Genomic DNA, 21,872 nt, shown 5'->3' with positions numbered 1-21,872 from the left:
AAGAGGTGAATCGGATGGCCATCAAAGCAGAAGAAATTAGTGCCTTGATCAAAGAGCAAATTAAAAATTATCAGAACGAACTTTCTGTAGAAGAAATCGGTACTGTCACATATGTTGGGGACGGGATCGCCCGCGCCCACGGTTTAGAAAATGCCATGAGTGGAGAACTGCTTGAGTTTTCAAACGGTTCTTATGGGATGGCACAAAACTTAGAATCAAACGACGTCGGGATCATCATCCTAGGTGATTTTGAAACCATTCGTGAAGGAGACAAAGTAAAACGAACCGGTAAAATCATGGAAGTTCCTGTCGGCGATGCATTAATTGGCCGGGTAGTGAATCCATTAGGGCAACCGATCGATGGCTTAGGTCCGATCGAAACAGACAAATCACGCCCAGTTGAAGCAGCCGCACCAGGTGTAATGCAACGGAAATCCGTATCGGAACCAATGCAAACAGGGTTGAAAGCTATTGATGCTTTAGTGCCAATCGGACGCGGCCAACGGGAATTAGTCATCGGTGACCGGAAAACCGGGAAAACAACGATTGCGATCGATGCGATCATCAACCAAAAAGGGCAAGACATGATCTGTATCTATGTCGCTATTGGCCAAAAAGACTCAACGGTTCGTGCACAAGTAGAAACATTACGCCGTTACGGTGCACTTGATTACACGATCGTTGTTTCAGCAGGTGCTTCACAACCAGCACCATTGCTTTACATCGCACCTTATGCCGGGGCAGCAATGGGAGAAGAATTCATGTATAACGGCAAACATGTTTTGATCGTCTTTGATGACTTATCAAAACAAGCAGTCGCTTACCGTGAACTTTCTCTACTTCTACGCCGTCCGCCAGGTCGTGAAGCATACCCAGGGGATGTCTTCTACTTGCATTCTCGTTTATTGGAACGTGCAGCGAAATTAAGTGATGAACTAGGTGGCGGATCAATGACGGCACTGCCATTCGTTGAAACGCAAGCGGGGGATATCTCAGCCTATATCCCAACCAACGTGATTTCTATCACAGATGGACAAATTTTCTTAGAAAATGACCTGTTCTATTCAGGTGTGCGTCCTGCCGTAGCGGCTGGATTGTCCGTTTCACGGGTTGGTGGTTCTGCACAGATCAAAGCGATGAAGAAAGTTGCTGGAACCTTGCGTTTGGACTTGGCAAGTTACCGCGAACTAGAAGCCTTCACACAATTTGGGTCTGATCTAGATGCTGCGACACAAGCCAAATTAAACCGCGGTCGTCGCACCGTTGAAATCTTAAAGCAAAAACTACATGAACCATTGGCAGTCGAAAAACAAGTCGTGATTCTTTATGCGTTGACGCATGGATTCATTGATAGTGTACCTGTCAATAAACTATTGGACTTTGAAGCAGAATTATTTGAGTATATCGAAGCAAACGCAGCAACGATTTTTGAAACCATTCGGACAACGAAAGACTTGCCAGAAGAAAGCTTGTTAGATGACACCATTAAAGCATTCAAAGATATTTTCATGGCATCCAACAGTTCTCGGGTGACACCGCAAGATAAAATATCGACAATGCAAAACGCATAAAAGAGGTGAGAGAAAATGGCTGCTTCATTAAATGAAATCAAGCAACGAATTGCCTCAACAAAGAAAACCAGCCAAATCACAAAGGCCATGCAAATGGTTTCAGCTGCAAAATTAACAAAATCTGAAGCTCATTCGAAACAGTTTCAAGTGTATGCCAACAAAGTACGTGAAATCGTTACGCATTTGACTGCGCAGCAGCTTTCCGATCTTGCAGGTTCTGGTCCTAAAGATGGTGTGAACTATAACAGTATGTTGGTTAGTCGCCCGGTCAAACGCACAGGCTATATCGTCATCACTTCTGATGGCGGTCTAGTGGGCGGCTATAATAGTTCCATCTTAAAACAGATGATGACCATGCTGGATGAAGACCATGCAAAAGAAGAAGAGTATGTCATGATTGCCATTGGTGCAACTGGCGCTGACTTTTTCAAAGCACGGGGCATCAATTTGGCGTACGAGTTAAGAAACCTTTCGGATCAACCAAGCTTTGATGAGGTACGTAAAATCGTAACATTGGCAACCACGATGTACCAAAACGAGGTCTTCGATGAATTATATGTGTGTTATAACCATCACATCAATTCATTGACTAGCCAATTTCGTGTGGAGAAAATGTTGCCGATATCCGATTTAGATCCTGAAGAAGCCGAAAGTTATGAACAAGAATACTTGTTTGAACCTTCCAGAGAAGCGATTTTGAATCAATTACTGCCTCAATACGCTGAAAGCTTGATTTATGGTGCGATTGTTGACGCAAAAACAGCCGAGCATGCTGCCGGAATGACAGCGATGAAAACAGCAACAGATAATGCCAAAAATATTATTGGGGACTTGACGATCTCATACAACCGAGCGCGCCAAGGAGCGATCACCCAAGAAATTACTGAAATTGTGGCGGGGGCATCCGCGTTAGAATAGTTTCAAGAACGAATGGAGGAATACGAATGAGTTCAGGCAAGATTGTTCAAGTCATTGGTCCCGTTGTTGACGTGGAATTCTCTCTAGACCAATCATTACCAGATATCAACAATGCGTTGATTGTTTACAAAAAAGATGAGCAGAAAACAAAAGTTGTGTTAGAAGCTGCCCTAGAACTTGGCGACGGCGTTATCCGTACGATTGCCATGGAATCAACAGATGGCTTACAACGAGGAATGGAAGTAATCGATACAGGCGCCTCCATCTCTGTTCCAGTTGGGACAGAAACATTAGGACGGGTATTTAATGTCTTAGGGGATACCATCGATTTAGAAGCACCATTTCCTGAAGAGGCACCCCGCAGTGGGATTCACAAAAAAGCACCTGACTTTGATGAATTGTCAACAAGTACGGAGATCCTTGAAACTGGGATCAAAGTCATTGATTTGTTAGCTCCTTATTTAAAAGGGGGGAAAGTTGGACTTTTCGGTGGTGCCGGTGTTGGTAAAACCGTCTTGATCCAAGAATTGATCCACAACATCGCCCAAGAGCATGGTGGGATCTCTGTCTTCACAGGTGTTGGTGAACGGACACGTGAAGGAAATGACCTTTATAATGAAATGAAAGAATCTGGCGTTATCGAAAAAACAGCCATGGTGTTTGGACAAATGAATGAACCACCAGGTGCCCGGATGCGGGTAGCCTTGACTGGTTTGACATTAGCCGAGTACTTCCGTGATGTGGAAGGACAAGACGTGCTTTTGTTTATCGATAATATCTTCCGCTTCACCCAAGCAGGTTCTGAAGTATCTGCCTTACTAGGTCGGATGCCGTCTGCCGTTGGGTATCAGCCAACATTAGCAACTGAGATGGGGCAATTACAAGAACGGATCACATCGACGAAAAAAGGTTCGGTTACGTCTATTCAAGCCATCTATGTCCCTGCCGATGACTATACAGACCCAGCACCTGCGACTGCTTTTGCCCATTTGGATGCAACAACCAACTTGGAACGTAAATTGACCGAACAAGGGATCTATCCTGCCGTTGATCCACTGGCGTCTTCTTCTAGTGCGTTAGCACCTGAAATCGTTGGTGAAAAACATTATGAAGTAGCGACTGAAGTACAGCATGCGTTGCAACGTTATCGGGAATTACAAGACATCATCGCCATCTTAGGGATGGATGAACTGTCTGATGATGAAAAAACCTTAGTTGCCCGCGCACGCCGCATTCAATTCTTCTTGTCACAAAACTTCCACGTAGCGGAACAGTTTACGGGACAACCTGGTTCTTATGTGCCAGTTGATGAAACCATCAAAGGATTTGCAGAGATTCTTGAAGGAAAATATGATGATCTTCCAGAAGAAGCCTTCCGCAGTGTTGGACGAATTGAAGATGTCATTGAAAAAGCGAAAAAAATTGGCTATTAATTAACCAGCCTTGAAGAAAGAGGGGAACCTCATGGATCAATTTTTAACAGTCAATGTGGTGACACCTGCTGGTTTGGTTTACGATCATCACGCGAAAATCGTGGTTGCACGTACGACAGATGGTGAAATCGGTATTTTGCCGCACCATGCCCCAATCATCGTTCCTTTGACGATTGATGAAGTCCGAGTCAAACGGATCGATTCAGATACCCATGTCGACTGGGTCGCTGTCAACGGCGGTATATTAGAAGTGCGAGACAATGTTGTCTCGATCGTAGCCGATAGTGCGGAACGTGATCGTGACATCGACGTTTCACGTGCAGAAAGAGCAAAACAGCGTGCAGAACGCCAAATCGAAGAAGCCAAACAAGTCGAGGATATCGACCAGCTTCGGCGCGCAACGGTTGCTTTGCACCGCGCCATCAATCGAATCAACGTGTCAAAACATTCCTAAAAAACAAGGGCATCTTGCCTTTGTTTTTTTGTTTCATCAAGAAAACGTTTTAAAAACTTTTTAAAGTCTTTTCATGAAGGTTTCAAGAAAGATTATTTTTTATCTTGACATCTTTGTGGTATGATAGGAATGTTCAATTATGAAAAAAGGAGCAGGAAGTATGCAAGTGTATGGAATTGATGCAATCATTCGAATCGTGAGTCATTTAGCGTTCATCTATTTAGCATTTTGGGCATTGCAATCTGTGCGGATCGATGCTTTTTTTAAAGCTTTACGAACGACTCAGATACGAATGGTCATGGTGTTTCTTGCGATTGCATTAGGCTACACCGCCAGTACTTTTTTCCTTGAGTTGATTGCGCTATGTCGTAATTTATTTTTAACAGGTTTTTAAGAATTTCATTAATATATGCAAAAACACCGAATATTATGCTATAATTGGCAAGATTTGTGTGAGTCACTGCATTATTTGGAGGGAACATAAATGGAAGAGATGATCGTTCAAGGTGGTAATCGATTAACTGGAACAGTGAAGATCGAAGGGGCAAAAAATGCTGTTCTACCTATCTTAGCGGCAAGCTTATTAGCGGAAGAAGGAACAACGACATTAACAAATGTACCGATCCTTTCCGATGTATTAACAATGAAAGAAGTGATTCGGCATTTAAATGTCGCAATCGATTTTGAAGAAGAAACCAACACAATGACGATCGATGCGTCACAAGAATTAGCAATCGAAGCACCGTATGAGTATGTGAGCCAAATGCGCGCTTCAATCGTAGTCATGGGGCCTTTGTTAGCCCGTAATGGACATGCCAAAGTGGCAATGCCTGGCGGCTGTGCAATCGGCAAACGACCAATTGATTTACATTTGAAGGGATTTCAAGCACTAGGCGCGCAAATCATCCAAAAAGATGGATACATAGAAGCGATCGCCGATGAGTTAAAAGGCAATAGCATTTACTTGGATTTCCCAAGTGTCGGCGCAACGCAAAATATCATGATGGCTGCCGTAAAAGCTAAAGGCATCACCATCATCGAAAACGTCGCTCGTGAGCCAGAAATCGTTGATTTAGCAAACATATTGAATAAAATGGGTGCCAAGGTCTTTGGTGCAGGAACCGAAACGATGCGTATTGAAGGTGTCGAACACCTGCATGCAGTAGACCATTCGATCGTACAAGACCGTATCGAAGCAGGAACCTTTATGGTTGCAGCAGCGATGACTCAAGGAGACGTTATTATTAAAGATGCGATCTCAGAGCACAATCGTCCATTGATTTCAAAATTGATCGAAATGGGCGCAGAAGTGACTGAAGTCGCTGAAGGGATTCGTGTGGTCGGACCAGAACGCTTGAAAGCGACTGATGTAAAAACGATGCCACATCCAGGTTTTCCTACGGACATGCAAGCGCAAATGTCTGCTATTCAATTATTAGCGCAAGGAACGAGTGTTGTGAATGAAACGGTATTTGAGAATCGTTTCCAACATTTAGAAGAAATGCGTCGCATGAATGCCCATGTAAAAATTGACGGCAACGTTGCAGTGATCGAAGGCGGTCATGAATTACAAGGTGCGCTGGTCTATGCGACAGATTTACGTGCCGCAGCAGCGTTGATTTTATTAGGTTTGCGATCAACGGGACGGACGCGTGTTCGCAATCTAAAATATTTGGATCGCGGCTACTACAAATTCCACGAAAAATTGCAACAATTAGGGGCATCTGTTGAACGAGTTTCTGACGCAGTAGAAGAAGTCGTACCAGTTAACGCCTAATAGGAGTAGGAGAGAAAAAAAGTGAAGTTGAACCGTTATATTTTAACTAGCTTGATAAAAATTTTAATCGTCATTTTATTAGCTATTTTATTGTTCCTAGCAGGAACGATGATTGGTTATGGAGTGATCGGTGACGGCAGTCCTTTTAAAGTATTCTCTCCAAGTCTTTGGAATCATATCTTTGAGTTTATGAAATAAACCATAACTAGGACTTACGCCACGTGCTGAGTCCTAGTTTTTTCTATCTATCTTTACTGAATCGTACCTAAAAAGAAAGGCTGGCAAGGAATGAGTAAACTTTTGATCGGCTTTGTTCGTTTCTATCAACGTTTTATTTCCCCATTATTTCCTCCTAGCTGTCGTTATTATCCGACTTGCTCAGGATACATGATCCAAGCCATCCAAGTCCATGGAGCAGCCAAAGGAGGCTTGATGGGGGTAGCTCGTATCTTACGCTGCCATCCCTTTGTAAAAGGCGGAATAGATTACGTACCCCAGACGTTTACTTTAAAACGAAATACGAAAGACAAAGTCAAACCAACGTACCGTTATCGGAAAAGTTAAAAGGAATCAACAGAAATATAAAAAAGGAGCCAAAAAGCCATGATTCGTCCAATCGCCCCTAATGAAGCGTATCCTTGGGCGTTGCTGCTGGATGCAGATCCTGAAAAAGCAGTCGTAGAAAGCTATCTATATAATAGCCAAACACTTGTTTATGAAGAAGCTGGAGAAATGATTGGTGTGCTAGTTTATCAAAATCAAGGCAAGAACTGGGAGATTATGAATGTGGCCGTTTCGCCAGAAAAGCAAGGAATGGGCATCGGTCGTCAATTGCTGCAAGCTGCCGAAGAAGCGATCCTTAGTCAGTACCTCGGGGCAAAACGGCCGATCGTAGTGATCAAAACTGGTAGTCTGCCCTCTGCAGCCTTGACTTTGTACCAAAAGCAAGGCTATGTTGAAAAAGAGCGAGTGAAGAATTATTTCACCACCCACTATGTCGAACCGATTTTTGAGAATGGGCAGCAGCTGTTCGATCAAGTGATTTTGGAAAAACAACTCTAATGGATGAAGAGACAGTCTAAGTGAATGAGACTGTTTTTTTCTTGTCCTCGGAAATCGCTTTCTTCAAGCGCCGACTTGCGGTAAAATAGACAGTATCAGAATAATAAAGGATTGAGGGAAAAAAATGGCGATTTTAGTCTTTGATATGGGTGGTTCAGCAGTAAAATATGGCGTCTGGGCACAAGATTCTTTGGTGAGTAAAGGGAAGTTCACTACTCCAAATACTTGGGAGGAAATGAAAGCACAGCTGCAGCAAGTGAGGGCAAGCGTAGATGAAGAGATTGAAGGCGTTGGAATCAGTGCGCCAGGTGCGGTCAATGCCCAAGAACGGCGGATCGACGGCATTAGTGCGATCCCTTATATCCATGGGTTTGATATTTACTCAGAACTCGAAGCAGCGTTTGGGGTACCCGTAACCATCGAAAATGATGCCAATTGCGCTGGGATGGCTGAATTCTATCAAGGAGCGGGCAAAGAGTATCAGCAAGCAGCCTTCGTTGTGATCGGAACAGGCGTTGGCGGTACCCTGTTTCAAAATGGTGAGCTAGTCCGTGGGGCACATTTATACGGTGGCGAATTTGGGTTGATGATCCTAGATCAAGGCAAAACATTTTCGCAACTAGGGACAGCGGTTCAGATGGCCTGGCGGTATTGTGATCGGATCGGAGTGGATCGAACGACGATTACCGGTGAAGAGGTCTTTCAACGTGCAGAAGATGGCGATGCCATTGCGATCGAGGAAGTCAATAAATTTTACAACTATTTAGCACAAGGACTGTTCAGTATTCAGTTTGCTTTTGATCCTGAAGTGATCATTATCGGCGGTGGTGTCAGTGCCAAAAAAGGCTTGTTAGAAGAAGTTGACCAGCGCTTGGAAAAAATGTTGGCGGATCAAGCATTAAATGATTTCGTCCCATTGATCAAGTTATGTGACTATCGCAATGATGCCAATTTAGTTGGGGCGGCAGCAAATTTTCAAGCATTGTATCCACGAAATAGCCGCTAACATGAGGATGTAATGTTTTCAAACGTCCGTTTGAAGAAAAAAGTATCAAATCAAAGCGTATCGGCAGCAAGCAAAGGGGAAAAACCTTTGCTTGCTTTTCTTTTTATCAAAAAATTAGAAAAGCGATTCCATTGTTGCTGGATCAATGTTTTAAAAGCACCATTTTTTATCGGCGAAAAAAATAAATTCTGAATAGGTGAAATATTCTGATAATTCGTTGACATTTCCTAGATTTTTCAGTATATTGGATAACATATTCAGGGGAAGTAAAGGAGAGGAAAATTATGAAAAAGAAATTTGCATTTTTGTTTGCGAGTTTGTTTTTATTGACAGCTTGTAGTGCAGGACCAACAGGTGGACCAACGGATAGCAGTGGTGCTGCTGAAGGTGGCAATAAACAAGAGGGAGATACCATTAAGATTGGTGCCAACTTAGAGTTGTCTGGAGCAGTTGCTGCTTATGGGACGGCTGAAAAAGAGGGGATCGACTTGGCGGTCGAAGAAATCAATGCTGCCGGCGGCGTTCTTGGAAAACAAATTGAAATCATTTCGAAAGATAACAAATCAGATAACAATGAAGCTGCGACAGTAGCAGCCAACTTAGCAACCAATGATAAAGTCGTTGCCATTATTGGACCAGCAACTTCAGGTGCCACAAAGGCGGCTTTACCGAATGTGACGAGAGCCCAAGTACCGATGGTCACTCCTTCAGGTACCGATGATGCGATTGCTTATACCAGTGGAAAAGTCCAAGAATTTGCGTTCCGTTCTTGTTTCCAAGATAGCTTCCAAGGAACAATCTTGGCAAAATATGCAGCAGAAAATTTGGATGCTTCAAAAGCCGTAATCTTGGGTGATAACTCAAGTGACTACGCAATTGGTTTGACGGAAGCATTTAAAGAAAGCTACCCAGGCGAAATCGTCTTAGAGGATAACTTTACCGAAGGCGACAAAGATTTCCAAGCAGTTCTTACAAGAATCAAAGATGTCGACTTCGATGTCTTGTTCATTCCAGGCTACTACACAGAAGCTGGTTTGATCATCAAGCAAGCGCGAGAATTAGGAATTGATCAAGCAATCATTGGTGCGGATGGATTCGGTGATGAAAAAATGGTTCAAACAGCTGGTGCAGAAAATGTCAGCAATGTTTACTATACAGGTCACTTCTCTTCCAAAGCACCAGCAAACGACAAAGTTGAGCCGTTTGTGGCAGCTTTCAATGAAAAATATGGCAAAGAGCCTTCTGCTTTTAATGCATTAGCCTATGATGCCGTTTATATGATCAAACAAGCGATCGAAGATCAAAACTCAGCAGATTCATTGGCGATCGCAGCTGGTTTGTCTGAACTGAAAGACTTTGTCGGTGTGACCGGTGAAATCACGATGGATGAAAATCATAACCCTGAAAAATCAGCAGTTGTTTTAGGATTGACTGACGGGAAAGAAACCTCAGCAGACACTGTGGAACCTTAAAAAACCCGCAGTTGTTTGGCAGTGAAAACTGGGACAGACCTGATGTGTTTGTCTCAGTTTCTTTTCTCTAAAAGAATGACCATAATAAATGATATTGGAAGTGAGTATATGGAAATGATGATCCAACAATTGATCAACGGCTTGTTTCTAGGCAGTATCTATGCCTTGTTAGCGTTGGGTTATACGATGGTGTATGGCATCATCAAGTTGATCAACTTCGCCCACGGAGAAGTTTACATGATCGGTAGTTTTATCGGTTACTTTTTGATCAATCAATGGCAATTAGGGTTTTTCCCCGCGTTGTTCATTTCAATGATCGCCAGTGCAGCTCTTGGGGTAACGATCGAATTTTTAGCGTATCGTCCCTTACGCAATTCCACGCGAATTTCGGCACTGATCACGGCAATCGGGGTTTCTTATTTTTTGCAAAATGTCATGATCTTTTTCTTTTCAGCCAATGTGCGCCCCTTTCCGCAAGCGATTGAACGACAAACTTATTCCATCGGGTTTGTTCAAGTAAGTAATGTCCAGTTATTGATCTTGGCTGTTTCGGTTACCTTAATGATTCTCTTGCAATTGATCGTGAAAAAGACCCGTATGGGAAAAGCGATGCGGGCAGTAAGTGTTGATGCAGATGCAGCGCGTTTGATGGGGATCAATGTCAATCTAACGATTTCCTTTACCTTTGCCTTAGGCTCGGCTTTGGCTGCAGCTGGCGGGATGCTGATCGGTTTGTATTATAATTCCATTGATCCATCAATGGGCGTCGTTCCTGGTCTGAAATCTTTTGTTGCAGCGGTTCTTGGCGGGATCGGGATCATTCCTGGAGCAGCCTTAGGTGGCTTTGTGATCGGTTTGGTGGAAACAGCAGCGACAGCGCTTGGTTTTTCTGATTATAAGGATGCTTTAGTGTATGTCATTTTAATAATTATATTGTTGGTTCGTCCAGCTGGGATCCTCGGCAAAAATATCAAAGAGAAAGTGTAGGTGGCAGAAATGAAAAAGAATTTACGTTACAACTTAATCTGGCTCGCTCTGGCAGCTATTCTTTATTTTGGATTATTTGCAGCCTACAATGGCGGAATGATCAATTTGTTCTCTGATGCCATCATCGTCAATATCGGCATCAATATCATCTTGGCAGTCAGTTTGAATCTGATCATCGGCTTTTCAGGGCAATTCTCCTTAGGACATGCTGGATTTATGGCAATCGGTGCTTATGCTGGCGCGATCCTGTCGGCAAGCAATCCAACCTTTGGTGGCTTTTTAACTGGTTTACTGGTGGGGATGCTGGTTTCAGGTGCAGTCGCATTAGTGGTTGGGATTCCGACCCTCCGTTTAAAAGGCGACTATCTAGCGATCGCTACCTTAGGTGTGGCAGAGATCATTCGGATCTTGTTGGTGAACCTACGAGGCTTGACCAATGGTCCTGCTGGAATTTTCGGATTGCCCCAATTCAGTAATTGGCAGATCGTCTTTCTCTTTGCCGTTTTATCGATTCTTGTCGTGTCAAACTTTATCCATAGCGGACCAGGTCGGGCGACTTTAGCGATTCGGGAAGATGAGATCGCTGCAGAATCAATGGGGGTCAACACAACGAAATACAAGGTAATTGCGTTTGTAATGGGGGCAGTGATGGCAAGCATTGCTGGTACCCTTTATGCCAGCTATCAGCAGTCGGTTTTCCCACGAGATTACGGTTTTATGAAATCGATCGATGTATTGATCATCGTCGTTTTTGGAGGGCTTGGGAGTACCACAGGAGCAGTTGTTTCGGCAGTAGTGCTAGGAATCTTAAATATGTACTTGCAAGGCTTCTCTGATTTGCGCATGATCATTTATGCATTGGCTTTGATCATCATCATGATCTTTAAACCAAGCGGACTTTTAGGGACATGGGAATTCTCCGTAAAAGGACTGCTGGATAAATTTAGAAAAAAGGGGGATGACAACGATGCCTCTATTAGAAGTTAAAAGCTTAACGAAAAACTTCGGCGGTTTAGCTGCTGTTTCTCATGTAGACCTCCATTTAGATACCAATGAGCTGGTCGGATTGATTGGACCAAACGGTGCTGGCAAGACAACGCTCTTTAATCTCCTGACAGGTGTGTATGAACCTAGTGAAGGGGAAGTGCTTTTTGAGACCCAAGGTAAGCCAAAACGTTTAAATGGCGTGAAGCCCTATAAAATTGCGGATTTAGGTCTTTCAAGAACCTTCCAAAACATTCGCTTGTTTAAAAATTTGACTGTGATGGACAACGTCTTGATCGCTATGAACAGTAAGCATAAAGAAGGACTGCTGACTAGCATCCTGCGTTTGCCAAAGTACTACAAAAACGAAGCGTCCATGAAGAAAAAAGCCTTAGAGCTGTTACGGATCTTTGATATGGATGGCAAAAGTCAAACGTTAGCGAAAAATTTGCCTTATGGCGAGCAGCGTCGGTTAGAGATCGTACGCGCATTGGCTACAGAACCAAAAATTCTGTTTCTTGACGAGCCGGCTGCGGGGATGAATCCTCAAGAAACAACAGAACTGACAAAGCTGATCTATAAGATCCAAAAAGATTTTCAATTGACGATCCTCTTGATTGAGCATGATATGAGTTTGGTCATGGAAGTGTGCGAGCGGATCTATGTGCTGGAATACGGCCAAGTCATCGCCCACGGTGAACCAGAAGAGATCAAAAACAATCCGCGGGTGATCGAAGCTTATCTAGGAGGGGAAATCTGATGCTGGAAATTCAAAATTTAAGTGTACACTACGGCATGATCCAAGCGGTCCATGATGTTTCCTTCCACGTCAATCAAGGGGAGATCGTTTCACTGATTGGTGCCAATGGTGCAGGGAAAACCACGATTTTACGGACGATTTCTGGATTGATCCGCCCCTCAAATGGCTCAGTCACTTTTGAAGGAAAACGAATTGAGAAAGAAGCGCCGCAAAAAATCGTCGCAAACGGCTTGTCGCAAGTGCCAGAAGGGCGGCATGTCTTTTCAGGATTGACGGTTCAAGAAAACTTAGAGATGGGCGCCTTCTTGCGTAAAGACAGTGGTGTCAAAGAAGACTATGAACAAGTTTACCGCAAGTTTCCTGTATTGAAAGAACGCCTCTCGCAAGATGCGTCGACATTATCTGGCGGTGAGCAGCAGATGTTGGCAATGGGGCGGGCATTGATGTCAAAACCGCGCTTGCTCTTGCTGGATGAGCCCTCGATGGGCTTGGCACCGATTTTTATCAAAGAAATTTTTTCAATCATTCAAGAAATCAAGCAGCAAGGAACGACTGTGCTACTGATTGAACAAAATGCAAAAATGGCTTTATCGATTGCCGATCGCGGCTATGTATTAGAAACGGGGAAAATCGTTTTAGAAGGTACTGGAGAAGAATTACTAGCAAGTGATGAAGTAAGAAAAGCGTATCTAGGAGGCTAAACAATGAGCGTAAGTGATTTTATGACGAAGACGGTCGTCACCGTCGATTCGCAGACACCGATCTTTGATGCAGTAGATTTAATGAAGCAGCACGATATCCACCGTCTGCCCGTCGTTGACGATGGTAAATTAGTAGGGTTGATCACAGAAGGAACGATCGCTGAAGCAACTCCCTCAAAAGCGACAAGCTTAAGCGTTTATGAAATGAACTATCTCTTAAATAAAACGACGGTCGCTGATATCATGTTGAAAAAAGTGACCACGATTGAACCAGATGCACTATTAGAGGACGCCATTTCCGTCATGCGTAGTGAAAACGTGGGGGTTTTACCAGTCATGGATGATGATGCCTTAGTGGGAATCATTACCAACAATGATATTTTCGATGCCTTTTTGAAAATCACTGGCTACCATGATGGCGGAACCCGAGTGTCCATCGAGATCACGGATGACCATGTAGGCGTGTTAGCAGACGTGACCAAACTGCTTGCCGATCATCAGATGAGTATTTTGACCATCGTAGTCAATCGGATGGCGCTAAAAACGATTGTTGAGATCCAAGTAGAGTCGCGCCAAGTCGCAGCGATTGAGAAAATCTTAAGCGATGCGGGGTATGCCGTAACCAGTGCTGTCTTGACGAACCAGAAATGAGACAAAGCAGCAAAAGTAGTCGATCGTAACGATTGACTACTTTTTTTCGTTCCAGATGAGATTTTCTTTTTCTTTTGCTGGTTTTCTGTTAAAATAGGAAGGTGCTGTAAAGAAAGAGGTGCAATCATGTCTAAGAAAAACAAAGATATCGAAGTCCGTATTGAAGAAACAACGAAAGCCATTCATGGCAAAGACTATACCGTCAATGAATTATTTATTGGTAAAAAACGTATCGGTGAGATTTTAACGACTGGACCGAAAGAATTTCAAAGCTTTTTAGGGGATGAAGATCTAGGTTCAAGCAGAAGTTTAGAAGCTGCGATCGAGATGATTATTCGCCAATGGCATTTACATGAATAATTTCTAGAAAAATTTACTTTTTGCTCTTGCAATTTGTTATCTTTTTCGGTATTATAACTATTGTCAGGTTTGAGAAAAACCTTTTGGAGGAGTAGCGAAGTGGCTAAACGCGACGGACTGTAAATCCGTTCCTTAGGGTTCAGTGGTTCGAATCCACTCTCCTCCACCATTATTGGGGTATAGCCAAGCGGTAAGGCAACGGACTTTGACTCCGTCATGCGTTGGTTCGAATCCAGCTACCCCAGTCAGATGAATACGCAGAAAAAAACAGCGAATAGTCTTGCTGTTTTTTTTCGTTATTTAACCATTATTTTTTTTGGTTTGAGGAAGGGCTATAAGTTGAAGATTTTTTTTATTTGCGATACGCTAGTAGTAAAGTATTCGGGAGATGAAAACACATGAAATTTAAACTGAATCTAAAAGAAAAAGTAACGGAAGTTGCCGAGCATGTCTATGACGTTGTCAAAAAGGAAGACTATGCGATTCGTGTGGCTCCAAAAGGAATCAAAGTAACAAAACAACGTAAGACAAAAGACACGATCAAATGGCGCGCAAAAAATCATTGATACGAATCACGGAAACATTTTTTTATTAAAGGATCCACCTTGAGAAGCACTTGTGCACAGCACGGTGCTTTTTTTGTTTTCTTGAAAAAATAAAAATGAAGAAATAATTAGCGATAGTTTACTAATTCGTCAGCTTGTCATCACCGATCGTTTTGTATGCTTTGTTATATTATTATAGGCTGTTTTTTCTAATTGAATTTAAATAATCAAAAAATAAAATATTTTGATGTAAATTGCCTTATTTTAGGCGATAATTTATCGATTTTCTAGATAAAATAGGGAGGTTATTTGCACAAATTATAAGTTTTATATTGAGTATCTGTTATCATATGGTACTATTACTTTATAACTGAAGCGCTTACAGATAGGTTTAGTATATTCGGAACCCAATAATTAGATCAAAATGAATAATAGCAGAGTGTATCTTTTCTGGTATTGCAGCGAAAATTAACAACCTAAGAATCAAAGAGAGAGTTTAAACAATGTACCACAGTGAGTAAAAGAATTATGAGAATTTTCCGATAACAATTTAAAAACGACGGCTCGTTAACATGTATCGTTTCTCATCGTTACGATTAAAGGGTGAAGGAAAAGACTCTGGTTAAACGTTTACGTAATACGTACGTAAACGTTTAACTAAAAAAGATTGCCTAGCGCTTAAGGAAAGTTGTCCCATTTCCATTAAGAAATAAAAGACAAAATAAAATTGAGGAGTGTTTTGTATGAAAAATAGCAAAATAGTAAAGTCGGTCTGTTTGTTCTCCAGTGTATTTATTTTGGGAGCGTGTAGTAACTCGGATGATCAAGAAACCATTGGTTCTGGAAATCATGCAACACAAGGGGAAGAAGGGACTCCTGCCTGGCAAGAAGAAGAGATCGATCTGGTTTTTGCCAGCCGCTATTATGGGGAAGAAAATAGCGAAAATCCAATGTGGTTAAACATCGAGAAATTTATGGAGAAGTATCCGAATATCAATGTTATTCGTGATGCGCAATTTGCCAATGGTGAAAATGGAAACTTTGAACAATTGGAAATGCTGAATGCCCGTGCACAAGACAATGACTTACCTGACATTTATTTTTCGCCGATGTCTGCTGAAGTTTACGATCGTGAATTTACGCTTGATTTAACCCCTTATTTAGAAGCAGATGATGAAGCGCAATGGATCTCTGAGAACGCAATGGAGTTTTTACGTACCCATGACGGAGAAGAAATCTATGGCTTGGCGTGGCAGTCTGTTTCTCAATATGTGTTAGTCAATACACGGCTCCTAAGAGAAAACAACATTGCGATTCCAGACTACAACTGGAGTTATGAGGAGTACGAAAATCTTCGAAGTGAAATTGCAGTTCTAACACCAAACAGCCCAATCTTTCCAGGTGTTGTCGGATTTGGTGAAATAGGTCCAAATTACTTTGATGATATTCCCAATGGCTGGAAAGGATTCAATATTGAAACAGAACGCTGGGACTTAGCTAGTGCAACTAATTTTGGTGAATATTATGAGCGATTTGCCCGCGAGGCAATCGAAGGGTTGCATTTTTATGATCTGAGCGAAGAGGAAAGAGTAGCAAAAGTCGGCAACTTGAGTTGGGCGTTTGGTGATGGCTTGCAAGTGTTAGATAGTGGCTGGTTATGGGCGTTAAGTGGCGATGTTTCTGAATTGATCGAAACGCGGGATATGGAGATCGATATTTACCCAATGCCTACTGCTCCTCGTGGTGAAACCTATATTCCAGGTTACTATGATACCTTCAGTATCTCTAGCCAGTTAGAAGATGATCCTGTCAAGGCGCAGGCGGCATTTGAGCTATTGAAGTGGTTGACTTATGGTGAGGAAGGATTGCTGTCCAGATGGGCATTGATCGATGAATATACAGGTCTTCCAGAAGATGCACCACTACGAGCAGAAGATCGCTTGATGGACTTTATTCAAGGATGGCCAATCACGACCAATCCAACGGTACTAGCAAATCATCCACTGGTAAAAGGCTTCGATGAAGAGAGCGGATTAGCAAACTACAATTTTGCTGCCTTTAAAGAAGAAGCATTCCAACAACAGCTTTCAAACCCAGTGGCTTACCCAAGACAGATGCCTGGATTCTCTAATGTTCAAGGAGATGTCGATCCTTGGGAAATCATGCATCAAATCAAAGATGAAGGTGTTCGCTACAGTGACATTGCAAGCGAATGGGATCGCAGAATCAATGAACAGATCGAAGAATACTTACGACAATACAATCGATGATCACTATAGTCAATACCTACCTTGTTATGGTCATTGGAACCATAACAAGGTTTCCTTGCATCAAAAAATGAGTGATAGGTTGGGATGCTATGACGAAGAAGAAAAATAGAAGGACGGTCAAAATCGCCTGGTCGATCGTAGTAACGATTGCGATTGTATTCGCAGCAGCTCTTTCTTCCCAAAACGATAGTGGAGGGGAGCAAGAAGCAGAGGGGAATGAAGTAAGGGCTACTGAAGAAGTAATGGCTTTCTCCTATGAAGCGGACCACTATTATGCGATTGCGATGAGGCGAGCGAAAGAAGGGCTTGAGATTCCCCTTGAGGAATTGACCAATCAAGCGCCAGAACGCACAGGTGGCGAATTAATTCCTCCTTCTCAGAGTAAAAACTATGAGGGCCATGTCACCAGGATTCAAGCTGGGGACAAAATAGTGTTTGACATCAATGTGCCAGTCAGTGGTTTGTATGAAGTGTGGATGGATTATCGTGTAGATGAGCAAACATTTTTAAATCCAGAATTGTCATTGAGAATCAACGACACCAGTCAATTTAATGAGATGAATGCATTGACGTTGCCGCTACAATGGCAGCAAACAAATGATGAAGCCGCTATTCAATTTGACCGTTATGGCGATCAGCTTCAAGTACGATCAGAACTAGCTGGGGAGTGGGCGCAACAACCATTGAAAGACCCAAATCATTTTTTTGCAGAACCATTGAAGTTTGAACTTGAGCAAGGCGCGAATACCTTTTCTTTTGAGGTAAATGAAGGGGTTCTTTTGCTAGGAGATATCATTATCAAGAATACGCAACAATCGATTCCCTCGTACGAAGAATATCTTGCGTTGCATGAAGGAACATCAAGTCAAAATGAACAACAATTGTTGACGATCGAGACGGAAGCGCCTTTGACAAAAAGTCGCAGAAGTATTCGTGGGCAATATCTCCGAAACCCAGCATTGAGCCCTTATGACTATCAAACTCGATTATTGAATGTATTAGATGGTGCTTCTTTTTCAGAACCCGGAGACAAGGTGACGTATCTTTTTGATGTAGAAGAGAGTGGTTTTTATCAGATCACCTTCAAGTATTTACAAAATATGAATAACGGTATGCCTGCTAGAAGACGAATCGAGTTGAATGGCGAAGTTCCATTTGAGGAAATGAGTACCTACACTTTTGATTACGCAAATAAGTGGACGCATGAAACCCTAAGTGATACTGAGGGGAACGCGTATGTTTTTTATTTAGAAGAGGGACAGCACACGATGTCTCTTACGATTGATAGCACGTTAGTAGCAGCACCCTATCATGAATTGCTTGCATTACTGGGAAAAATGGATGCCATTGGTGCAGAAGTCGTGCGCTTGACGGGTGGTTTGGTCGATCGTCAAAGAGACTGGCGGATCGAAACTTATTTTCCAGAACTCAAAGCTTCATTAGCAGAGATCCTAGAGGGATTAGAAACACAAAAAGAAGTGCTTATCGATTTATTCGGCAACGAAAAATTGCCCATTTTAACTGAATTAGCCGTGGCTATCTCAATGGTAGAGAGTTTCTATGAACAGCCTGATACTTTGCCGCATTATTTGACCCGTTTTAATCAAGGGTATTCTTCGGCATACGGAAGGATTCAATCTGTTCTGCCAACATTGATCACTAGTCCGTTATCAATGGATCGCATTTTCATCCACGATGCCAATGCGGAATTACCAAGGGAACGAGCTGGGATCTTTACTACAGCCTTTGAAGGAGTTAAGGCATTTATTTATACCTTCATCAATCCAAGATATAGGCAAGTCAATGAAACTGAGGGAGAAGCAATTGAGGTCTGGGTCAATCAATCACGATTGAACTTGGAGATCATCCAGCGATTGGTTGATGAAGAATTCACACCAAAAACAGGAATCCAAGTGAACTTATCTTTGTTACCAGATGAACAACGAATCATTTTAAATAATGCTGCAGGAAGTGTACCAGATGCTGCTCTCAGTGTCAGTCATGGGATGCCGTTTGAGCTGGGTTTGCGAGGGATCATCGAGGATCTTAGTGCATTGGAGGGATTTGACCAGCTTACTACTGATTACAATCCTAATTCCTTTACGCAATACATCTATGATGAAGGCGTCTATGCGATTCCAGAAACGCAAACCGTCAAACTGCTATATTATCGCAAGGATCTATTGGAGATGATCGGAGAAGAGCCGCCACAAACTTGGGAAGAAATGATCAGTATCATTCCTTTGTTGCAAAGATACGATATGAATATCTATATTCCTTTAGGATCAGATAGCTCACATAAAGGTTTCGACACGACGACACCTTTTATTTATCAGTACGGCGGCAGACTGTTTGATGACACAGGGAGTCAAACGGAGATTCATTTAGGCGGTGCCTATGAAGCGTTTGATTTTATGACTAGTCTATTTACGGTCTACAATATGCCCTTGACTACTGCACAATTTTATCAGAGCTTTCGGGATGGGAAAACGCCGATTGGGATCGGTGATGCGAACCTGTATGTGCAATTAAAACACGCAGCACCTGAAATCGCTGGACAATGGGGGATGATCCCAATTCCTGGTATAGAAAATGCAGAGGGAGAAATCGAGCGCTGGGACCCTACCTATGGTTCTGCATCGATCATTTTTAGCGATAGTGAGAAAAAAGCAGAAAGCTGGTCATTCTTACAATGGTGGAACAGTAGCGAAACACAGGCGACGTTCTCCTATGATCTGAAGGCGACCTTGGGGCACCAATTCCTTTATCTGCCCGCTAATCTAGAAGGGTTCAAAGCAAGCGCTTGGCCGCAAGAATCAAAGCAAGTGATTTTAGACCAATGGCAATGGATTCAAACCACAGGCAGAGTTCCTGGAGATTATATTGTTGAAAGAGAGCTAAGCAATGCTTGGAACAAAGTAGTTTTAGATGGGGAAAATCCACGAATCGCCATTGATCATGCCGTCGGGATTATCGATAAAGAGTTGGAAAGAAAATTGAGGGAATTTGGGTATATCCAAGAAGATGTCTTGGTCCGACCTTTTAATGTCCCCGTATTAGAAACAATTGAAAGGTGGATACCAAGTCATGATGGGGATAACTAAATCAAGTCAAAAGACAACGAAAAAAGAGCATCGCTGGCTAGATCGTCTGCTGAATTCATCGTTTCTCTTTCTTTCGCCTTATGCACTATTATTCGGTTTACTGATTTTATTGCCTGTTTTAGTCGCTTTTATTTTATCCTTCACCTATTTCAATACCGTTCAATTTCCAGAATTTATTGGTTTTCAAAACTATATTGATTTGATCATGGGGGATACGATCTTCTTGCAAAATGCACTGATGAATACGATCTTGTATGGGGTGATCGTCGGTCCAGTAGGCTATATGTTGGCTTTTTTCCTCGCGTGGAATATCTCGCAAGTCACGCATCGGATGCGAACCATATATACGGTGATCATTTACTCGCCTTCAATTACGGGCTCTATTATGATGGGAACGGTTTGGCGCGTTTTATTCAGTGGCGATGAGACTGGCTACTTGAATCATTGGCTTTTAGAATGGGGGATCGTTCGAGAACCGATTCAGTTTTTACAGCAGCCTACGATTTTATTTGTCATTATGATTTTTATCGGGATTTGGAGTAGCATGGGAGTCGGCTTTTTAGCCATGTTAGGTGGACTTTTGAACATCGATCGTTCACTTTATGAAGCAGGAAGTATTGATGGTGTGAAAAATAGATGGCAAGAAGTTTTCTTTATTACAATTCCTTCTATGAAACCTCAAATGTTGTTTGGGGCAGTCATGGCCATCGTTGGCACGTTTAACACAGCCGGATTGGCGGCGACTTTGAGTGGTGGAAATCCACCTCCGCAATATTCCGGTTGGTTGATCGTTGATCATGCGCAAGACTTTGGCTTTACACGGTATGAGTTAGGCTATGCGTCAGCCGTCACAGTTGTGCTATTACTTATTGTGATCCTATTTAATCGTGTCAGCTATAAGCTGTTTAGTGAAAACTAAAATTATTATCTAGAGAGTGGTGAAAAGATGTCGAGTCCCGTTAAAGTGAATCCACAACGATTTCATAAAGACCAAATGAAGATCCACGTACTTTTGATCTTCGTTTCACTGATCATGGGGTTACCAGTGATCTTTATAATTAATCATGCATTTAAACCATTTACCGAGTTATTTGCTTATCCGCCGACTTTTTTTGTTCGGCAGCCTACATTAGAAAATTTTCAGCTCTTGACCAATTTTTCCAATCAATCCGGTATCCCAATGAGCCGTTATTTGTTCAATAGTTTATTCGTAGCGTTCACGTTGATTGTCTTGACGTTGTTGATCAGCTCCTCCGCTGCCTTTGCACTATCTAAGCTGCATTTTAAAGGCAAGAAGACCTTTAACAAAATCAATACTTTGGCGCTTATGTTTGTGCCTGTTGCGGTGGCGATCCCGCGGTTTTTGATCATTGTTCAATTAGGACTTTACAATTCGATTTGGGCACACATTATTCCAATGTTAGCAATGCCTGTCGGTTTGTTTTTATTGAAGCAGTTTATTGACCAAATCCCAGATTCCTTGATTGAAGCAGCCAAAATGGATGGGGCAAGCTTTGCTCGAATTTATTGGAGTATCATCATGCCGATGATCAAGCCCGCGCTGATCACGGTTTCATTACTGACGTTTCAGTCGGTGTGGGGCAATGTAGAAGCTTCCGCTATTTTTATGGATAGTGAAGCCATCCGAACGCTTCCTTTTTACATGTCGACTCTTTCTTCACAAACTGGAAATGTTGTCGCTAGTGCAGGAGTGGAAGCGGTCGGGGGACTCATCATGTTTGTACCGAATTTGTTATTGTTTATCATTTTGCAAAATAAAGTCATGAATTCGATGGCGCATACGGGGATCAAGTGAT

General features: G+C 42.5%; 22 protein-coding genes and 2 tRNA genes. All 24 read left to right on the top strand.

Annotated elements, in window-relative coordinates; translation table 11 throughout:
- The first annotated feature begins 14 nt into the window (after positions 1–14).
- Complete coding sequence (gene atpA, locus QN079_RS12625) at positions 15–1,571, top strand: F0F1 ATP synthase subunit alpha (protein ID WP_005228708.1); 1,557 nt, start codon at positions 15–17, stop codon at positions 1,569–1,571.
- 15 nt (positions 1,572–1,586) lie between these two features.
- The gene (locus QN079_RS12620) at positions 1,587–2,489 is read left to right on the top strand and encodes a F0F1 ATP synthase subunit gamma (protein WP_005228710.1); all 903 of its coding nucleotides are present in this window, start codon (positions 1,587–1,589) and stop codon (positions 2,487–2,489) included.
- Between the two features lie 26 nt (positions 2,490–2,515).
- Positions 2,516–3,922, top strand: coding sequence for a F0F1 ATP synthase subunit beta (atpD, locus tag QN079_RS12615; RefSeq protein WP_289229867.1), 1,407 nt, complete (start codon positions 2,516–2,518; stop codon positions 3,920–3,922).
- Between the two features lie 31 nt (positions 3,923–3,953).
- Positions 3,954–4,376, top strand: coding sequence for a F0F1 ATP synthase subunit epsilon (locus QN079_RS12610; protein WP_005228716.1), 423 nt, complete (start codon positions 3,954–3,956; stop codon positions 4,374–4,376).
- 160 nt (positions 4,377–4,536) lie between these two features.
- Positions 4,537–4,770 carry a DUF1146 family protein gene (locus QN079_RS12605; protein ID WP_008380880.1) on the top strand — a complete coding sequence of 78 codons (234 nt, stop codon included), beginning with the start codon at positions 4,537–4,539 and terminating at the stop codon, positions 4,768–4,770.
- Between the two features lie 90 nt (positions 4,771–4,860).
- A complete protein-coding gene (murA, locus tag QN079_RS12600) occupies positions 4,861–6,153 on the top strand; it encodes a UDP-N-acetylglucosamine 1-carboxyvinyltransferase (RefSeq protein WP_289229866.1) in 1,293 nt (430 codons plus the stop codon).
- 21 nt (positions 6,154–6,174) lie between these two features.
- On the top strand, positions 6,175–6,351 hold the full coding sequence (locus QN079_RS12595; RefSeq protein ID WP_005228723.1) for a DNA-directed RNA polymerase subunit beta: 177 nt from the start codon (positions 6,175–6,177) through the stop codon (positions 6,349–6,351).
- 90 nt (positions 6,352–6,441) lie between these two features.
- On the top strand, positions 6,442–6,717 hold the full coding sequence (gene yidD / locus QN079_RS12590; RefSeq protein ID WP_016608771.1) for a membrane protein insertion efficiency factor YidD: 276 nt from the start codon (positions 6,442–6,444) through the stop codon (positions 6,715–6,717).
- Between the two features lie 39 nt (positions 6,718–6,756).
- Positions 6,757–7,215, top strand: coding sequence for a GNAT family N-acetyltransferase (locus QN079_RS12585; protein ID WP_289229865.1), 459 nt, complete (start codon positions 6,757–6,759; stop codon positions 7,213–7,215).
- A gap of 124 nt (positions 7,216–7,339) precedes the next feature.
- Positions 7,340–8,221 (top strand): ROK family protein, encoded by an 882-nt coding sequence (locus QN079_RS12580; RefSeq protein ID WP_289229864.1) that lies wholly within the window; start codon positions 7,340–7,342, stop codon positions 8,219–8,221.
- A gap of 284 nt (positions 8,222–8,505) precedes the next feature.
- Positions 8,506–9,693: an ABC transporter substrate-binding protein gene (locus tag QN079_RS12575; RefSeq protein ID WP_289229863.1), complete on the top strand. Its 1,188-nt coding sequence runs from the start codon at positions 8,506–8,508 to the stop codon at positions 9,691–9,693.
- A gap of 108 nt (positions 9,694–9,801) precedes the next feature.
- Positions 9,802–10,680, top strand: coding sequence for a branched-chain amino acid ABC transporter permease (locus QN079_RS12570; protein WP_289229862.1), 879 nt, complete (start codon positions 9,802–9,804; stop codon positions 10,678–10,680).
- A gap of 9 nt (positions 10,681–10,689) precedes the next feature.
- A complete protein-coding gene (locus tag QN079_RS12565; protein ID WP_005228744.1) occupies positions 10,690–11,667 on the top strand; it encodes a branched-chain amino acid ABC transporter permease in 978 nt (325 codons plus the stop codon).
- On the top strand, positions 11,648–12,424 hold the full coding sequence (locus tag QN079_RS12560) for an ABC transporter ATP-binding protein (protein ID WP_015510179.1): 777 nt from the start codon (positions 11,648–11,650) through the stop codon (positions 12,422–12,424). Before QN079_RS12565 ends, QN079_RS12560 begins: the two co-directional genes overlap by 20 nt.
- Positions 12,424–13,125 (top strand): ABC transporter ATP-binding protein, encoded by a 702-nt coding sequence (locus tag QN079_RS12555; protein WP_015510178.1) that lies wholly within the window; start codon positions 12,424–12,426, stop codon positions 13,123–13,125. The genes QN079_RS12560 and QN079_RS12555 overlap by 1 nt, the downstream gene beginning before the upstream one ends.
- Before the next feature lie 3 nt (positions 13,126–13,128).
- Positions 13,129–13,776, top strand: coding sequence for a CBS and ACT domain-containing protein (locus tag QN079_RS12550; RefSeq protein WP_289229861.1), 648 nt, complete (start codon positions 13,129–13,131; stop codon positions 13,774–13,776).
- A 126-nt stretch (positions 13,777–13,902) separates the two neighbouring features.
- On the top strand, positions 13,903–14,136 hold the full coding sequence (locus QN079_RS12545; RefSeq protein WP_289229860.1) for a DUF2969 domain-containing protein: 234 nt from the start codon (positions 13,903–13,905) through the stop codon (positions 14,134–14,136).
- Between the two features lie 85 nt (positions 14,137–14,221).
- Positions 14,222–14,305 (top strand) — tRNA-Tyr (locus QN079_RS12540).
- Positions 14,306–14,309: 4 nt separating this feature from the next.
- Positions 14,310–14,381, top strand: a tRNA-Gln gene (locus tag QN079_RS12535).
- A gap of 153 nt (positions 14,382–14,534) precedes the next feature.
- Positions 14,535–14,702, top strand: a complete 168-nt coding sequence (locus QN079_RS12530) for a hypothetical protein (protein ID WP_005228760.1) — start codon at positions 14,535–14,537, stop codon at positions 14,700–14,702.
- Between the two features lie 722 nt (positions 14,703–15,424).
- Positions 15,425–16,951, top strand: a complete 1,527-nt coding sequence (locus QN079_RS12525) for an ABC transporter substrate-binding protein (protein WP_289229859.1) — start codon at positions 15,425–15,427, stop codon at positions 16,949–16,951.
- A gap of 89 nt (positions 16,952–17,040) precedes the next feature.
- Positions 17,041–20,055, top strand: coding sequence for an extracellular solute-binding protein (locus QN079_RS12520; RefSeq protein WP_289229858.1), 3,015 nt, complete (start codon positions 17,041–17,043; stop codon positions 20,053–20,055).
- A complete protein-coding gene (locus QN079_RS12515) occupies positions 20,039–20,974 on the top strand; it encodes a carbohydrate ABC transporter permease (RefSeq protein WP_289229857.1) in 936 nt (311 codons plus the stop codon). The genes QN079_RS12520 and QN079_RS12515 overlap by 17 nt, the downstream gene beginning before the upstream one ends.
- Positions 20,975–21,001: 27 nt before the next feature.
- A complete protein-coding gene (locus tag QN079_RS12510) occupies positions 21,002–21,871 on the top strand; it encodes a carbohydrate ABC transporter permease (RefSeq protein WP_087627828.1) in 870 nt (289 codons plus the stop codon).
- The last annotated feature ends 1 nt before the right edge of the window (position 21,872 follow it).

The organism is Enterococcus sp. FZMF (assembly GCF_030263915.1).
GTDB classification, from domain to species: Bacteria; Bacillota; Bacilli; order Lactobacillales; family Enterococcaceae; genus Enterococcus_D; species Enterococcus_D casseliflavus.
This window is presented reverse-complemented; position numbering and strand designations above follow the sequence as displayed.

What these genes read in the sequence shown, in the direction of transcription:
- atpA (WP_005228708.1), top strand. Translation starts at nt 15, where the DNA reads ATGGCCATCAAAGCAGAAGAAATTAGTGCCTTGATCAAAGAGCAAATT.
- QN079_RS12620 (WP_005228710.1), top strand. Translation starts at nt 1,587, where the DNA reads ATGGCTGCTTCATTAAATGAAATCAAGCAACGAATTGCCTCAACAAAG.
- atpD (WP_289229867.1), top strand. Translation starts at nt 2,516, where the DNA reads ATGAGTTCAGGCAAGATTGTTCAAGTCATTGGTCCCGTTGTTGACGTG.
- QN079_RS12610 (WP_005228716.1), top strand. Translation starts at nt 3,954, where the DNA reads ATGGATCAATTTTTAACAGTCAATGTGGTGACACCTGCTGGTTTGGTT.
- QN079_RS12605 (WP_008380880.1), top strand. Translation starts at nt 4,537, where the DNA reads ATGCAAGTGTATGGAATTGATGCAATCATTCGAATCGTGAGTCATTTA.
- murA (WP_289229866.1), top strand. Translation starts at nt 4,861, where the DNA reads ATGGAAGAGATGATCGTTCAAGGTGGTAATCGATTAACTGGAACAGTG.
- yidD (WP_016608771.1), top strand. Translation starts at nt 6,442, where the DNA reads ATGAGTAAACTTTTGATCGGCTTTGTTCGTTTCTATCAACGTTTTATT.
- QN079_RS12585 (WP_289229865.1), top strand. Translation starts at nt 6,757, where the DNA reads ATGATTCGTCCAATCGCCCCTAATGAAGCGTATCCTTGGGCGTTGCTG.
- QN079_RS12580 (WP_289229864.1), top strand. Translation starts at nt 7,340, where the DNA reads ATGGCGATTTTAGTCTTTGATATGGGTGGTTCAGCAGTAAAATATGGC.
- QN079_RS12575 (WP_289229863.1), top strand. Translation starts at nt 8,506, where the DNA reads ATGAAAAAGAAATTTGCATTTTTGTTTGCGAGTTTGTTTTTATTGACA.
- QN079_RS12570 (WP_289229862.1), top strand. Translation starts at nt 9,802, where the DNA reads ATGGAAATGATGATCCAACAATTGATCAACGGCTTGTTTCTAGGCAGT.
- QN079_RS12565 (WP_005228744.1), top strand. Translation starts at nt 10,690, where the DNA reads ATGAAAAAGAATTTACGTTACAACTTAATCTGGCTCGCTCTGGCAGCT.
- QN079_RS12560 (WP_015510179.1), top strand. Translation starts at nt 11,648, where the DNA reads ATGCCTCTATTAGAAGTTAAAAGCTTAACGAAAAACTTCGGCGGTTTA.
- QN079_RS12555 (WP_015510178.1), top strand. Translation starts at nt 12,424, where the DNA reads ATGCTGGAAATTCAAAATTTAAGTGTACACTACGGCATGATCCAAGCG.
- QN079_RS12550 (WP_289229861.1), top strand. Translation starts at nt 13,129, where the DNA reads ATGAGCGTAAGTGATTTTATGACGAAGACGGTCGTCACCGTCGATTCG.
- QN079_RS12545 (WP_289229860.1), top strand. Translation starts at nt 13,903, where the DNA reads ATGTCTAAGAAAAACAAAGATATCGAAGTCCGTATTGAAGAAACAACG.
- QN079_RS12530 (WP_005228760.1), top strand. Translation starts at nt 14,535, where the DNA reads ATGAAATTTAAACTGAATCTAAAAGAAAAAGTAACGGAAGTTGCCGAG.
- QN079_RS12525 (WP_289229859.1), top strand. Translation starts at nt 15,425, where the DNA reads ATGAAAAATAGCAAAATAGTAAAGTCGGTCTGTTTGTTCTCCAGTGTA.
- QN079_RS12520 (WP_289229858.1), top strand. Translation starts at nt 17,041, where the DNA reads ATGACGAAGAAGAAAAATAGAAGGACGGTCAAAATCGCCTGGTCGATC.
- QN079_RS12515 (WP_289229857.1), top strand. Translation starts at nt 20,039, where the DNA reads ATGATGGGGATAACTAAATCAAGTCAAAAGACAACGAAAAAAGAGCAT.
- QN079_RS12510 (WP_087627828.1), top strand. Translation starts at nt 21,002, where the DNA reads ATGTCGAGTCCCGTTAAAGTGAATCCACAACGATTTCATAAAGACCAA.